Raw genomic sequence first — 13,455 nt, 5'->3', positions numbered from 1 at the left:
CTCAACGTTCATCAAGCTTCCTCTTCTGCTCCAGCCAGAGCGTTAACGCAATCAAGCCGCCCCATATCGCAAATGGCCGGTACCAGGCAGAGTCAGGGTCACTCCAGCCATTCATCAGCAGTGGCGAGAGCAGGTAGCCGCCAAACACCAAAAACAGCATGATGCGATAGACATACATATCAATCTCCTGCTGAACGTAAAGAGGGAGTTAGGCGGTGTGCCGTAGGCCGTAGCCGTGCCAATGACCAGTTTGCTACCGCCCAGTGTAACTGAGTCGCCGGGGGCTCGGAGGCAAGTTCCTGGGGTGGTGTTTGATCAAGCGCTTCCAACGCTTGAAAGAGCTGCTGGCGCACTTCCTGCTCGTCTTCTGCCAGGGCCGGGGCCAGGTTTTGCTTTGAGAGCTTTTGTCCTTCAGCAGTGACGATGAGCGGTAAGTGTAGGTAGCGCGGCTGCGGCAGTTGAAGCGCGTTCTGTAGTTGGCGCTGCCAAGGGGTGTTGTCGAGCAAATCGAGCCCGCGTACCACATCGGTAATCTGCTGCTCGGCGTCATCCACTACGACGGCGAGCTGATATGCCCATAGGCCATCTTTACGCTTTAATACCACATCGCCCAGTTCAGCGGGGTCAAACTGCTGTTCGCCGAACAGCCGGTCTTGCCAAAGGATAGGGCGCTCGCCAAGGTCGCTGCGCAGCCGCCAGGCCACCGGTTTCTTCGCATCGCAAACGCCATTGCGGCACCAGCCAGGGTAGATATCAAACGCCTGCCACTGCTTACGCGAACAACTGCAAGGGTAGGCAAGATCTAGCTGTATCAGTCGATCTAAAGCGTGTTGATAAGCATCGCCACGGGTGTGCTGCCACATGACCTCCTCGTCCCACTCCAGACCAAAGGTTTCCAGCTGGCGCAAAATGGTGCTCGCCGCACCTTCAGGGCATCGGGGTGGGTCAATATCTTCAATACGCACCAGCCACTGCCCATCGGACGCGCGGGCATCTAGATAGCTGCCTAGGGCGGCGACCAGTGAGCCAAAGTGCAGCGGGCCAGAGGGCGTAGGCGCAAAGCGACCACGATAGCGAGCAGAATTTTTCATAGTAGCGTCGTTGTAGGAAGCTTTCGTCATGCAAAAAAGTCATTAACAAAAACGGGCACCCTAAGGTGCCCGCGTTCGAATAGAACGTTCTTTTAGTGCTCAGCCGCCAAGCTGTTTTTCTTTCAGTTCTGCCAAGGTTTTGCAATCCACACAGAGCGTAGCGGTGGGGCGAGCTTCTAAACGACGGATGCCGATTTCAACGCCGCAGGCTTCGCAGAAACCGTAATCGTCATCATCGATGTTATCCAACGTCTCGTTAATTTTCTTGAGCAGCTTACGCTCGCGATCCCGGGTGCGCAGTTCCAGGCTAAAGCCCTCTTCCTGGGTAGCGCGGTCGGCGGGGTCGGCGTAGTTATTCGCATCTTCCTGCAGGTGGCGTACGGTACGATCCACCTCTTCCATGAGATCCTGTTTCCAATCCAGCAGCAGCTGACGGAAGTGCGCTAGCTGCTGCTCGTTCATATACTCTTCACCCGGCGCTGGCTCATACGGGGTGAAGGACTTGGACGCTTCCGTTTTCTTTTCTGCTACTGGCATGGGACTGCCCCTTACATATGTGACTACTGATCGACCATGAGCGTATGTCACGATCTCACGCCAAAGGGATGCTTGTTTAGCTGAAAAATTGCTGGTTTGCAAGCATAATGGTGAGCTTTCTACGATTGTTTGATCTTGAATATGACTAGCGCCATGTTTTAGTTAGCTTTTCAATATTTGTTCAGTTTCAAAAATGATTAGATGAAGGAGCCGTTATGGCCTGGAATTCACGTGTCGATCACGTTGCCCCTTTTCGGGTCATGCATTTGCTGGAAATGGCCCAGGCGCGGGAAGCCGTCGGCCACGATGTGATTCATTTAGAAGTCGGTGAGCCGGATTTTGCTACCCCAGAGCCGATTATAGCCGCCGGGCAGCAGGCGCTGGCCAGTGGTCATACTCGTTATACCCCCGCGGCAGGGTTACCCGCACTGCGTGAAGCAATTGCTGGGCACTATGCTGAGCACTTTAACGCCACGGTAGATCCAGCGCGTATTTTGGTAACGCCAGGTGCATCAGGCGCACTGCTGCTGGCGAGCCAGCTATTGGTTGAAACGGGCTCGCGGGTGCTGATGGCCGACCCTAACTACCCCTGCAACCGTCACTTTATGGCGTTAGCTGGCGCTGAAATCGATGCGGTATCCGTGGGGCGTGATAGTGGCTGGCAATTGGATGCAGCCTTGGTGGCGCAGCATTGGCGTGAGAAGACGAGCCTGGCGATGCTGGCATCGCCCTCTAATCCCACCGGCCATACGTTGAGCGCGCCACAGCTTTCGGCAGTTCTGGCGGCCGTCGCCGAGCGCGAAGGCGAGGTGATCGTCGATGAGATTTATCAGGGCCTTAACTACGACGATGCGCCGCTCTCGGCGACGTCGCTCTCAGACAGTGCTTTTGTGGTGAATAGCTTCTCAAAGTATTTCGGCATGACCGGCTGGCGCCTGGGCTGGCTGGTGGCGCCCAAGCATGCGGTAGAGCCATTAACTCGACTGGCGCAGAATATGTTCCTTGCCGCGCCAACGCCGTCGCAGCATGCCGCGCTGGCAGCCTTTACGCCGGAATGCCGTGGGATTCTCGAACAGCGCCGTGAAACTCTGAAAGAGCGCCGTCAGGTGCTATTGAGAGGCTTGGCGAGCTTAGGGCTGGCGCCGGATCTACCGCCCCAAGGGGCGTTCTATTTATGGCTGGATATCTCCCGCTACAGCCGCGATAGCCAATCCTTCTGTGAGCGCCTGCTGCTGGAAGAGAACGTGGCGATTACCCCCGGTATTGATTTTGCCGTGCGTGGTGGCGAACACCATGTGCGCATTGCCTTCACCAATGATGTGGCCCGCCTGGAAGAGGCAGTGGCGCGGATTGCCCGCTTTGTGGGCAGGTTGTGATGCTGGGCTATCCAGCGCTTGTATCGGGCATACTGCTCAAGCGCTATAAACGATTTCTTGCCGATGTTTTGTTAGATGATGGCCGCGAGGTGGTTGCGCACTGCCCCAATACCGGTTCGATGAAAGCAGTGAACGTGCCAGGATGCCGAGTGTGGCTGTCACCTAGCGATAACCCTAAGCGCAAGTTGGCCTGGACCTGGGAGTTTATCGAACTCCCGCAAGCTGATGGGCAGGTGGCGTTCGCCTCGGTGCATACCGGCCGGGCCAATCGCATTGTTGAAGCGGCGCTGGAGGCGGGGGCTTTGGCGCCGTTAGCAGGCTATGCCACCTTGCGCCGGGAAGTGAAAGTAGCCGGTGCCCGCCTCGATTTTAGACTGGATGATCCAGAACGGGGGCGGGCGTATATTGAGGTGAAGCAGGTCACCCTGAAAGAGGAGGATGGCCACGGCTACTTTCCGGACTCGGTAAGCGTGCGCGGCACCAAGCATCTGCATTCGCTGCGGTTACTGGCGGAGCAGGGTGAACGGGCAGTGCTACTGTTTTGTGTTGCCCACGAAGGCATTGCTGACGTCGCCGCCGCTGCGCATATTGATGCGACGTACGCAGCGGCTCTGTCGGAGGCCGCGGCCAGCGGTGTGGAAGTGCTGGCCTATGGAATTGTCGTGGAGCGAGAGCAGGGGCGCCCCACTGGCGTAGGGTTAACCCGCCAACTACTGGTGCGGTTTAGCGATCAATATAAAAACGCTGAATAAAGTTCACCGGTTCGGGGGCGGCGTTGCGGTCGTAGCGCACGCTTAACTCGAAGCGCATGCTTTCATCTTCACGCATTGTGAAAGGCGCCAGATGGTAGGTGGCATCGCCGTCATGAACGGTGCGAAAGCTGAGGGATTCCTGAACCCCGGTTAAGCCGCTCACGTGACCCTGAACGCTGGCATTGACGGCGCGAGTACTGCCATCCTCCTGGCGCTCACGCACGCTAACATTGACCAAACCGCGGTTGACGCTGCGCTGGAGGTTGTTCGCTTGCGCTACTTCAGGCGTCAAAAAGCTGCTGTTCACCGCGCTGTAGTGAATCTCGTAGTCGCCCACCCGGGCGAACTGTTCCGCGTAGGCAGCCGTCGTGGCAAAAAGAGTGGCGAAGAGCGTGCCGACAAGCGCGGCACTGATCATTAATCTGCGGAACATGTCGTGGCTCCTTGGGTTACGTTTAAACGCCATGAGAATCTAACGTCGGCGAACGCGGAAAATGGCAATTTCACCAAACAGATTGGGCCATAAGCGTGATTTCCAGTGGCCTTGATGATCCCCGACGCCCACCGCGCGATCAACAATCATCAGACCCTTCTCACGGCATAGATGCTCAAAGTCATTGAATGTCGACAGGTGGATGTTGGGCGTGTCGTACCAGGCGTGAGGCAGCGACTTGGAGACCGGCATATAGCCGCGCAGACCTAAATGAACACGGTGGCGCCAGTAGGCGAAGTTGGGGAAGGTGATAATGCCCTCTTCGGCGACCCGTAGCATTTCATCCAGCATCTTATCGGGGCGGCGCAGCGCCTGTAGTGCCTGAGTCATGATCACTTGATCATAGCTGTTGTCGCAAAAGCTGCTTAAGCCGTCGTCCAGGTTATGCTCAATCACACTCACACCACGTTCCACGCAGGCATTAATACCGTCATGGTCGATCTCCAGGCCATAGCCTGTCACGCCTTTATTGCGTGCCAGGGACTCCAACAGTTCCCCATCGCCGCAGGCAAGATCGAGCACGTGCGCCCCTTTAGGCACCCAGTCATAAATCAGTTCAAGATCGGCGCGCATCATGGCGTCTCCTCTGGGCCCGTTTCAGGTAGATTGAGCTCGCGGGCTGCGCGGTTCATAAAGGCGCTGACGATAGCGTCGTAGCGTGGCTCTGAGAGTAAGAAAGCATCGTGCCCGTGGGGCGACTCAATGTTGGCGTAGCTCACCGACTTGCCTGCACGGGTGAGGGCATCGACCAGCTCTCGCGAGCGTGAGGGTGGAAAGCGCCAGTCGGTGGTAAAGCTAACAATCAAAAATGGACACTGGGCTGGCGCCAGCGCCTGGGCAAGGTCGCCGCCCTGAGTGGCCGCTGGGTCAAAGTAGTCCAGTGCTTTGGTCATCAGCAGGTAGGTGTTGGCATCAAAAGCGGTGGAAAATGTGTCGCCCTGATAACGCAGATAGGACTCCACTTGAAACTCCACATCGAAGCCAAAATTAAGGTCGTCGCTGCGCAGGTCGCGGCCAAACTTGCTACCCATGGCGTCTTCTGACAGATAGGTGATATGGCCTACCATGCGCGCCAGCTTAAGCCCTCGTTTGGGGACGGTGTCGTGCTCAGCGTACCAGCCATCAAAAAACTCTGGATCTGAGCGAATCGCTTGGCGAGCCACTTCGTTAAAGGCAATATTCTGTGCCGAGAGCCGTGGCGTTGCGGCAATCACCACTGCATTGGCGACCCGCTCTGGATAAGTCATGGTCCACTGCATGACTTGCATGCCACCAAGGCTGCCACCGACGGCTGCAGCCCAGCGCTCAATGCCCAGTTGGTCGGCAAGCCGCGCTTGGCTGGCTACCCAATCGCTCACTGTCACCATGGGGAATTCCGGCCCCCACTGGCGACCGGTCTCGGGGTTGTGACTGACCGGCCCGGTGCTGCCGTGGCAGCCGCCCAGGTTATTCAGCGAGACCACAAAAAAGCGATTGGTATCGATCGCTTTGCCGGGGCCAATATGGGCATCCCACCAGCCGGGCTTGCGATCGTCCTCGCTATGGTAGCCCGCCGCGTGGTGGTGGCCGGAAAGTGCGTGGCAAATCAGCACGGCGTTGCTACGCTCAGCGTTCAGCGTGCCGTAAGTTTCGTAAATCAGCTCATAGGCAGGCAGTACTTTGCCACACGCAAGTGCGAGGGGCGTGTCGAAGCGTGCTACGTGCGGAGTGACGAGGCCGACGGATGTCGTCGGCCGGTCTGCAAAGGCAAGAGTGTCTGAATCAGGCATTGAAGGCGCTAGTCCTGCTGAAAGAGTGCGACTGAATTAGATCTTGGAATACGGGGTTGGCAATCGCCATTAAAATCCGATTAATGCCTTGGGAAAGCCTGACGCGCGAATCAAAGCTCCGACCACCAAGCCATCAATCAGGTTAATGGCGATAAACACCACGATTGGCGAGAGGTCGATCATGCCCAGCGACGGGATCACTTTGCGCACCGGGGCCATAATCGGCTCCACCAACTGCATAACGAGCAGCGCACCAGGGTGGCTGGCATTCGGCGCCACCCAGCTCAAAATAATCATCACAATTAGGGCGAAGAAGTAGATTTTTAAAATAGCATTCGCCAACGCCGCTACACCGGCAATCAGCAGCCCGGCAATGGGCGGCATGACAGAATAAGCCACCATACTGATAGCGATGATGCTTGCCACTTTCAATACAAAGCCTGCCGCTAAGGTAGCAAGATCAAAACGTCCCGCAACGGGGCCTAAAAAGCCTTGAAATAGCCCTACTACCGGCTGGGTGATTTTGACCACCGACTGACTTAACGGGTTGTAGTAATCCGCCCGCGAGGCCTGCAGCAGGAAGCGCAGCATGAGTAAAAATAGATAAATATTTATCAGCGTATTGATCAGCATTAACCCTGCATTGCCCATTAGTGTGTCTCCTTGATGATTCGTAGCTTAACGGCTGCGCTAGCCGAATGGCTGTATTATTTGCCGCTCAATTCTTTGGCCATTGCCTGGGCGCGATCAGCACATGCCTGCATGGCGTCGGCAATCGTGGTGCGCAATTGTGCCTCTTCCATGTGTTGAATGGCACGTTCAGTGGTGCCGCCCGGCGACATTACATTCTGTTTCAGCGTGGCCGGGTCTTTATCACTCTGTTGCGCCATCGTAGCGGCACCCAGTGCGGTTTGAATAGCGAGGCGACGCGCGGTGGCGGCAGGCAGGCCGAGTTTAACCGCGGCTTCTTCCATGGCTTCAAACATCAGAAAGAAATAGGCCGGGGCACTGCCGGAAACGGCGGTCACCGCATCTAACAGGGCTTCCTCTTCCACCCATTCGACAATGCCGACCGCTTCCATTAGCTGGGTGGCCACATCGCGCTGCTCATCGCTTACTTTCGGATTGGCGTAGAGGCCGCTGGCGCCGTAGCCAACCAGCGAAGGCGTATTGGGCATGCAGCGTACCATGGCATTTTGGCCGCCTAGCCACTGGTCGATAGTGCTGGCATCCAGGCCAGCAGCAATCGAGATAACCAATGGCCGCTGGCGCTGAACGCTGTCGCGCAGCGCTTCGCATACGGTGCGCATGATTTGCGGCTTCACCGCCAGTACCACCACATCGGCCTCAGCCACCGCCGCATTGTTGTCGGTGTCGGTATTGATGCCCAAGCGTTGTTTAATCGATGCCAGTTCACTGTCATTCGGCGCGGTGGCGGTAATAGTAGAAGGCGCGACGCCGCTGTCGATGAGGCCGCCGATAATGGCGCTGGCCATATTGCCAGCCCCAATGAAGGTAATTTTATTCGCCATACCAGGTGTCCTTAAGTAAAAATATGTTCAGTGTAAAGGTAGGCGACTGAACGCCTAGGCCGATTGGCGAGCGCCGAAAATCGCGGTGCCTAACCTTACCAGCGTGGCACCTTCCAGTACCGCCGCTTCTAAATCGTCGCTCATGCCCATTGAAAGTGTATCAAGAGGGGCATTCGGCAAGCTGCTCTGTAGGGAGGCTAACGCCTCGCGCAGCGCTGCCAATGGCTGGCGCTGAGCATCTACGCCTTGCGCCGGGGCGGGAATCGCCATTAAGCCGCGCAAGTGCAGGTTGGGCAGTGTGGCGACTTCTTTGGCCAACTCCTCTAGCTCTTCCGGCAGCACACCGGCTTTGCTCTCTTCGCGGCTGATATTAACCTGCAGGCAGATATTCAGTGGCGCTAGGTGCGTGGGTCGCTGTTCGCTGAGGCGCTTAGCAATTTTTAGACGATCAACGCTGTGCACCCAATCAAAGTGCTCGGCGACCGCGCGGGACTTGTTGGACTGCAGCGGCCCAATGAAATGCCATACAATGTCGTCAAGATCAGCAAGCTCAGCCTGCTTCTCTAGCGCTTCTTGCAAATAGTTTTCACCAAATTCACGCTGGCCTAACTGCCAAACTTGGCGAATCATTGCCGCAGGCTTGGTCTTGCTGACCGCTAGCAACCTGGCCGCATCTTGAGCGCGTCCCGCGGCTACTAATGCGTTACGCAGGCGTTCACGCGCCTGATCGTATGAAGAGCCGAGTGACTCGTTAAGCGCGATGTCTGTCATACTCAAGCACCTTACCGCAGCTGGGAAGAGAGATGGATATTACCGAACTGCTAGCATTCTCGGCAAAGCAGAATGCCTCTGACTTGCACCTTTCGGCCGGTTTGCCGCCCATGATACGTGTTGATGGCGACATTCGTCGGCTCAATGTGCCCGCTATCGATAATAACGATGTGCGCAAATTGATCTACGACATCATGAATGATCGACAGCGGCGCGACTACGAAGAGCATCTGGAAATTGATTTTTCCTTTGAAGTGCCGGGGGTTGCGCGCTTTCGCGTGAATGCTTTCACTCAAGCGCGCGGGGCGGGAGCGGTGTTTCGCACCATTCCCAACCAAGTACTCTCCATGCAAACCCTGGGGCTAGGTGAAGTATTTGAGCGTTTGGCGATGTTGCCGCGGGGCTTGGTGCTGGTGACGGGGCCAACGGGCTCGGGCAAAAGCACCACCCTGGCCGCGATGATCGATTACATTAACGATCATCGTTACGAGCACATTCTCACCATTGAAGATCCCGTTGAGTTTGTTCACGCCAGCAAGCGCTGTTTGATTAATCAACGCGAAGTGCACCGCGATACCCATAGCTTTGCCGATGCGCTGCGTAGCGCGCTGCGTGAAGACCCGGATGTCATTCTAGTCGGTGAGCTGCGTGATCTTGAAACTATCCGCCTGGCACTGACCGCTGCCGAGACGGGGCACTTGGTACTGGGCACGCTACACACCACGTCGGCAGCTAAAACCGTTGACCGCATCATTGATGTCTTTCCCGGCGAAGAGAAAGCCATGGTGCGTTCGATGCTGTCCGAATCGCTCCAGGCGGTGGTGTCGCAATCACTGCTTAAACGCCAGGGAGGCGGACGTGTGGCGGCGCATGAAATCCTCATCGCCACTTCGGCAGTACGCAACTTGATTCGCGAAGACAAAGTGGCGCAGATGTATTCGTCCATTCAAACCGGCGGCAGCCTGGGCATGCAAACCCTGGATGCCGCGCTTTCTCGGTTAGTGAAAGAGGGCGTGGTAAGTTTGGAAGAGGCGCAGCTGAGTGCGAAGGGAACGCTGTCGATGAAGGATGAATAAGGAGCATAGAGTGCCAGATGCCCAACTTTCGCCCACCCAGTGGCTGCATCAACTACTCGATATTATGGTCGAGCAGAACGCTTCCGATTTACTCATCTCCGTGGGTGCGCCGCCAAGCCTGAAAATGCCTGATGGGCTGGTGCCGTTGGGTCAGCAGCGTTTAACTGCCCATCAGGTCAACGAACTGGTCACCCACACGCTGCCGGAAGGGTTGCGCGAACGGTTTGCCAGTGAGCATGAAGCGAACTTCGCGCTGAGTCGCGAGGGCAAAGGGCGTTTTCGGGTCAGCGCGTTTCAGCAGCGCAACCAGATGGCGATGGTGGTACGCAGCATCGCGATTGAAATTCCTCGCCTGGAGGCGCTAGGCGTGCCGGAGCAGTTGGCTGAATTAGCTCAGGCCAAACGCGGGCTGGTACTGGTGGTAGGCGGTACGGGAACCGGCAAATCAACGACTCTGGCGGCGATGATTCAGCAGCGCAACGAAACCGTCGGCGGTCATATCATCAGCATCGAAGACCCCATTGAGTACCTGCACCCGCACAAGCGTGCGATTGTGAATCAGCGGGAAGTGGGGATTGATACCGAGTCGTTTGAGGTGGCGCTTAAAAATACCCTGCGTCAGGCGCCGGATGTGATTCTGATTGGTGAAATCCGCACCCTGGAAACCATGGAGCACGCGCTCACCTTCGCCGAAACCGGCCACCTCTGTTTAGCCACCCTACATGCCAATAACGCCAATCAGGCGCTAGAGCGCATCATTCACTTCTTCCCTCATGAACGCCATGAGCAGATATGGATGGATCTTTCGTTGAATCTGCGTGCGGTCGTTGCTCAGCAACTGCTGCCCACGCTTGCGGGTGGGCGCCGTGCAGCCATTGAGATCATGCTGCAGTCGCCGCGCATTGCCGACTTGATCCGTAAAGGGGAAGTCGCCGAGATTAAAGCAGCGATGGCCAAGTCCCGCGATGCTGGCATGCAAACCTTTGATCAGGCGCTGCATGACCTGCATCAGGCGGGGCATATCAGCAGAGAGGTGGCCATGGCCCATGCCGACTCGGCTAACGACCTGCGCATGCTGCTCAACGTCAGTGACGCCAGAGCGCGTAACCTCTCGCTGGATGAGCAGGTGCCGAGTCATTTAAGCCTACGCGATGGCGATGATTACTAAGTGTTAGCAACGCAGCAAAAACTATGCAGCATAAATACCACCCAGCACCCGCAGGCCCTGCGCACCGGTGACCGAAGGCAAGTTGCCAGGCAGATGATTCAATCGCTGATGAGCCAGCCAGGCAAAGGCGCCGGCTTCTATCCAGTCTTCAGGCCAGCCATACGCTGATGGCGAAGTCAGCGTGGCGCGAGGCAGGTGATGGGCAAGGCGCTGCATTAAGTAGCCGTTGTGAGCACCGCCGCCAGCGGTGATCAGCGTGAGCGGGCCGTCGTCGGTCCGCAGTTGTTCAATCCCCTGGGCGACACTGACCGCCGTAAGTTCAGCTAACGTCGCCTGCACGTCGGCGGCGGCTTCCTGACCGCTAAGATATTTTTGTAGCCAATCCATATGAAATAGCTCTCGTCCCGTACTTCTGGGCGGCGGCTGCTGGAAAAACGGCTCGGATAACAATCGAGCTAACAGCGCCTGATCTACTTCTCCGCTCGCGGCCCAATCTCCGTTCTGATCAAAGCGGCCCCCCTGGTGCAGGGCAAACCAGCCATCCAGCAACACATTTGCGGGCCCGGTATCAAAACCGATCACTGGATCGGTCGGCTGGCTAGAAAGCCAGGTGAGGTTGGCAAAGCCGCCCAGGTTAAGCACTAATTGATGCGCATCTGCTCGTCCAAACAGCGCCTGATGAAAGGCCGGTGCCAGTGGGGCGGCCTGGCCCCCTGCAGCAAGGTCGCGGCGTCGGAAGTCGGCTACTACCGTGCAGCTTGTGAGTTCCGCCAACAGGCTGGGGTTGTCCAGCTGTAAGGTATAGCTCGGGCCGCCGTCGTGGCCTGTGGGGGCGTGTTCAATGGTTTGGCCGTGGCTACCGATGGCGCTGATTTGTTCTACGCTCACTGAAAGGGGGGCTAATAGGCGTTGTACGGCGCGGGCTTGGCATTGGCAAAACGCGTGCTCCGCTGCTGCGAGCTGGGCAAAGCTCACCTGTTCTGCATGGCACAGCGTGAGCAGCCGGCGATGTAGCTCATCTGGCATGGGTTCGGCATGGGTGGCCAATAGGCGCGGCGGCGATTCATTTTCAATAGCGATAAGTGCCGCATCAATACCGTCCAGACTAGTGCCGGACATCAGGCCAATATAGTAAAGCGGCGAAGCGTTAGGCGTTTTCATAAGCAAACTCGTACAAAGCGGGGCTGAGGCTAAACCAGGGTCAGCGCTAAACCAAGGCTCAACCAAGGCGAGCGAGCATGGTAACATCGTCGGTTATTTATCACCTGAGCCCGGTATGGGCGGTTCGTTATAGTGGAGAGAGGCAATGAGTGAGGTGGATCAGGCTTTAGCGCTGTTATCGCGCGGTACGCATGAAATCCTGGTAGAGGATGAGTTAAAAAAGAAGCTGGCCTCCGGCCGCAAACTGCGTATTAAAGCGGGTTTTGATCCCACGGCCCCTGACCTGCACCTGGGACACAGCGTGTTATTAACCAAAATGCGCCAGTTTCAAGACTTAGGCCACACGGTTATCTTTTTGATCGGCGATTTCACCGGTCGTATTGGTGACCCCACCGGTAAGAACGTGACGCGCAAACCGCTCACCGAAGAGGACGTGAAAGCCAACGCCGAAACTTACAAAGAGCAGGTGTTTAAAATCCTCGATCCTGAAAAGACCGAGGTACGTTTTAACGCCGAGTGGTTTAGCGAGCTCACCGCCGCCAAAATGATCGAGTTAGCCGCCCAAAGCACCGTTGCCCGTATGCTGGAACGGGACGACTTTGAAAAGCGCTATAAAGCCAATCAGTCCATTGCTATTCACGAATTTCTCTACCCGCTGGTACAAGGCTACGACTCGGTAGCACTTGAGGCGGACGTGGAGCTGGGCGGCACCGACCAGAAGTTCAACCTGCTAATGGGGCGCGAAATTCAAAAGCACTTCGGCCAGGAACCCCAGGTGGTCATTACCATGCCGCTGCTGGAAGGGTTAGACGGCGTACAGAAGATGTCGAAGTCCTTGGGCAACTACATTGGTGTCGATGAAGCGCCGGGTTCGATGTTCAACAAACTGGTCTCCATGCCGGATAGCTTAATGTGGCGCTACTTTGAGTTGCTCTCTTTGAAATCGAACGAAGAGATCGACGCGCTTAAGCAGAGCGTTGAGCAGGGCGCGAACCCGCGGGATATCAAAATGGAGCTGGCGCGAGAGCTGATTGTCCGTTACCACGGCGATGAAGCAGCAGCCAATGCGCACAAGTCTGCGGGTAATCAGCTGGCTGATGGCGAACTCCCAGAAGATCTGCCGGAAGTCACGGTCGATTTCGAAGGCAGTGAGCAAGCGCCCATTGCGGCAGTGCTTAATAGAGCAGAGCTTGCGAACAACAGCGCCCAAGCCAAAGATATGCTGGGTAATGGCCGGGTTAAAGTCGACGGCGACGTCGTTGCCAAAGACACCATGCTGGCAACAGGTAAGAGCTATGTGATTCAGGCGGGTAAGAAACGTTACGCACGTGTGACACTTATTTGAACTTTCTGTGCTTATTTTTCAACAACCCCATTGCCAACCCGTCAGTGAGATCGTATAGTACGCATCCGCTGCCGGGGACGCCTAGCGTTGCCAGCGGTGAATGAGGTGTAAAAGCCTTGGTTTGTCAGGAAGTTAGCGCATTTTTTATCGCTCGCTTCAGTCGCTAAACACAGCGGTTGACAACCACCAGGAAGTGCGTAGAATACGCCTTCCTCGCTGCGGCAAGCCAGTTCAACGGCTCGCCAGTCAAACACAGCGAAACCGCTCTTTAACAATTTGATCAGGTAATTCATGTGGGCGCTTGCTGACGTTGGTGACAAATCACCAAATATCAAGGCAAGCGGTCATGACAATGTAAATTGAAATGAATTCGTTTGAACCTTG

15 protein-coding genes are annotated in these 13,455 nt (G+C 56.4%); 5 read left to right on the top strand and 10 right to left on the bottom strand.

Annotation, left to right across the window (positions count from 1 at the left end):
- Position 1 precedes the first annotated feature (1 nt).
- The 3 genes from V8L70_RS06915 to dksA form a co-directional block, all read right to left on the bottom strand.
- Positions 2-178 (bottom strand): hypothetical protein, encoded by a 177-nt coding sequence (locus V8L70_RS06915; protein ID WP_198556006.1) that lies wholly within the window; start codon positions 176-178, stop codon positions 2-4.
- 1 nt (position 179) lies between these two features.
- Positions 180-1,091: a tRNA glutamyl-Q(34) synthetase GluQRS gene (gene gluQRS / locus V8L70_RS06910; RefSeq protein ID WP_101145728.1), complete on the bottom strand. Its 912-nt coding sequence runs from the start codon at positions 1,089-1,091 to the stop codon at positions 180-182.
- Positions 1,092-1,190: 99 nt separating this feature from the next.
- Positions 1,191-1,628, bottom strand: a complete 438-nt coding sequence (dksA, locus tag V8L70_RS06905) for an RNA polymerase-binding protein DksA (protein WP_008958813.1) — start codon at positions 1,626-1,628, stop codon at positions 1,191-1,193.
- Between the two features lie 215 nt (positions 1,629-1,843).
- Here dksA and V8L70_RS06900 point away from each other — a divergent pair, with 215 nt between their 5' ends.
- On the top strand, positions 1,844-3,004 hold the full coding sequence (locus V8L70_RS06900) for an aminotransferase class I/II-fold pyridoxal phosphate-dependent enzyme (protein ID WP_101145682.1): 1,161 nt from the start codon (positions 1,844-1,846) through the stop codon (positions 3,002-3,004).
- The gene (gene sfsA, locus V8L70_RS06895; protein ID WP_198556005.1) at positions 3,004-3,756 is read left to right on the top strand and encodes a DNA/RNA nuclease SfsA; all 753 of its coding nucleotides are present in this window, start codon (positions 3,004-3,006) and stop codon (positions 3,754-3,756) included. Before V8L70_RS06900 ends, sfsA begins: the two co-directional genes overlap by 1 nt.
- Here the strand turns inward: sfsA and V8L70_RS06890 are convergent.
- From V8L70_RS06890 to V8L70_RS06865, 6 genes are all read right to left on the bottom strand, one after another.
- On the bottom strand, positions 3,728-4,189 hold the full coding sequence (locus V8L70_RS06890) for a DUF4426 domain-containing protein (RefSeq protein WP_101145680.1): 462 nt from the start codon (positions 4,187-4,189) through the stop codon (positions 3,728-3,730). The two genes, sfsA and V8L70_RS06890, sit on opposite strands and share 29 nt — an antisense overlap.
- 39 nt (positions 4,190-4,228) lie before the next feature.
- Entirely contained in the window at positions 4,229-4,822 is a 594-nt protein-coding gene (metW, locus tag V8L70_RS06885; protein WP_101145727.1) for a methionine biosynthesis protein MetW, read from the bottom strand.
- Complete coding sequence (gene metX, locus V8L70_RS06880) at positions 4,822-6,018, bottom strand: homoserine O-succinyltransferase MetX (RefSeq protein ID WP_101145679.1); 1,197 nt, start codon at positions 6,016-6,018, stop codon at positions 4,822-4,824. The genes metW and metX overlap by 1 nt, the downstream gene beginning before the upstream one ends.
- Positions 6,019-6,087: 69 nt before the next feature.
- Complete coding sequence (locus V8L70_RS06875) at positions 6,088-6,669, bottom strand: YggT family protein (protein WP_101145678.1); 582 nt, start codon at positions 6,667-6,669, stop codon at positions 6,088-6,090.
- A gap of 56 nt (positions 6,670-6,725) precedes the next feature.
- Positions 6,726-7,550 (bottom strand): pyrroline-5-carboxylate reductase, encoded by an 825-nt coding sequence (proC, locus tag V8L70_RS06870; RefSeq protein ID WP_101145677.1) that lies wholly within the window; start codon positions 7,548-7,550, stop codon positions 6,726-6,728.
- Between the two features lie 54 nt (positions 7,551-7,604).
- The gene (locus V8L70_RS06865) at positions 7,605-8,321 is read right to left on the bottom strand and encodes a YggS family pyridoxal phosphate-dependent enzyme (RefSeq protein ID WP_101145676.1); all 717 of its coding nucleotides are present in this window, start codon (positions 8,319-8,321) and stop codon (positions 7,605-7,607) included.
- 32 nt (positions 8,322-8,353) lie between these two features.
- On the opposite strand from V8L70_RS06865, the gene V8L70_RS06860 reads away from it, so the two are divergent.
- Both V8L70_RS06860 and V8L70_RS06855 read left to right on the top strand, forming a co-directional pair.
- On the top strand, positions 8,354-9,397 hold the full coding sequence (locus V8L70_RS06860; protein ID WP_101145675.1) for a type IV pilus twitching motility protein PilT: 1,044 nt from the start codon (positions 8,354-8,356) through the stop codon (positions 9,395-9,397).
- The gene (locus V8L70_RS06855; RefSeq protein ID WP_101145674.1) at positions 9,390-10,565 is read left to right on the top strand and encodes a PilT/PilU family type 4a pilus ATPase; all 1,176 of its coding nucleotides are present in this window, start codon (positions 9,390-9,392) and stop codon (positions 10,563-10,565) included. The genes V8L70_RS06860 and V8L70_RS06855 overlap by 8 nt, the downstream gene beginning before the upstream one ends.
- A 21-nt stretch (positions 10,566-10,586) precedes the next feature.
- On the opposite strand, the gene V8L70_RS06850 is transcribed toward V8L70_RS06855, so the two are convergent.
- The gene (locus V8L70_RS06850) at positions 10,587-11,726 is read right to left on the bottom strand and encodes an anhydro-N-acetylmuramic acid kinase (protein WP_101145673.1); all 1,140 of its coding nucleotides are present in this window, start codon (positions 11,724-11,726) and stop codon (positions 10,587-10,589) included.
- 145 nt (positions 11,727-11,871) lie between these two features.
- Between V8L70_RS06850 and tyrS the strand changes: the two genes are divergently transcribed.
- The gene (tyrS, locus tag V8L70_RS06845; protein WP_101145672.1) at positions 11,872-13,071 is read left to right on the top strand and encodes a tyrosine--tRNA ligase; all 1,200 of its coding nucleotides are present in this window, start codon (positions 11,872-11,874) and stop codon (positions 13,069-13,071) included.
- Positions 13,072-13,455: the final 384 nt, after the last annotated feature.

The sequence above is a fragment of the Vreelandella arctica genome, from assembly GCF_037070215.1.
In the GTDB taxonomy this organism is placed as follows: domain Bacteria; phylum Pseudomonadota; class Gammaproteobacteria; order Pseudomonadales; family Halomonadaceae; genus Vreelandella; species Vreelandella arctica.
This window is presented reverse-complemented; position numbering and strand designations above follow the sequence as displayed.

Bases quoted from the DNA above. Each gene is read 5' to 3' on its own strand.
- V8L70_RS06900 (WP_101145682.1), top strand. From the start codon at position 1,844: ATGGCCTGGAATTCACGTGTCGATCACGTTGCCCCTTTTCGGGTCATG.
- metW (WP_101145727.1), bottom strand. From the start codon at position 4,822: ATGCGCGCCGATCTTGAACTGATTTATGACTGGGTGCCTAAAGGGGCG.
- tyrS (WP_101145672.1), top strand. From the start codon at position 11,872: ATGAGTGAGGTGGATCAGGCTTTAGCGCTGTTATCGCGCGGTACGCAT.
- V8L70_RS06860 (WP_101145675.1), top strand. From the start codon at position 8,354: ATGGATATTACCGAACTGCTAGCATTCTCGGCAAAGCAGAATGCCTCT.
- proC (WP_101145677.1), bottom strand. From the start codon at position 7,550: ATGGCGAATAAAATTACCTTCATTGGGGCTGGCAATATGGCCAGCGCC.
- sfsA (WP_198556005.1), top strand. From the start codon at position 3,004: ATGCTGGGCTATCCAGCGCTTGTATCGGGCATACTGCTCAAGCGCTAT.
- metX (WP_101145679.1), bottom strand. From the start codon at position 6,018: ATGCCTGATTCAGACACTCTTGCCTTTGCAGACCGGCCGACGACATCC.
- gluQRS (WP_101145728.1), bottom strand. From the start codon at position 1,091: ATGAAAAATTCTGCTCGCTATCGTGGTCGCTTTGCGCCTACGCCCTCT.
- V8L70_RS06890 (WP_101145680.1), bottom strand. From the start codon at position 4,189: ATGTTCCGCAGATTAATGATCAGTGCCGCGCTTGTCGGCACGCTCTTC.
- V8L70_RS06875 (WP_101145678.1), bottom strand. From the start codon at position 6,669: ATGGGCAATGCAGGGTTAATGCTGATCAATACGCTGATAAATATTTAT.
- V8L70_RS06865 (WP_101145676.1), bottom strand. From the start codon at position 8,321: ATGACAGACATCGCGCTTAACGAGTCACTCGGCTCTTCATACGATCAG.
- V8L70_RS06915 (WP_198556006.1), bottom strand. From the start codon at position 178: ATGTATGTCTATCGCATCATGCTGTTTTTGGTGTTTGGCGGCTACCTG.
- V8L70_RS06855 (WP_101145674.1), top strand. From the start codon at position 9,390: ATGAATAAGGAGCATAGAGTGCCAGATGCCCAACTTTCGCCCACCCAG.
- dksA (WP_008958813.1), bottom strand. From the start codon at position 1,628: ATGCCAGTAGCAGAAAAGAAAACGGAAGCGTCCAAGTCCTTCACCCCG.
- V8L70_RS06850 (WP_101145673.1), bottom strand. From the start codon at position 11,726: ATGAAAACGCCTAACGCTTCGCCGCTTTACTATATTGGCCTGATGTCC.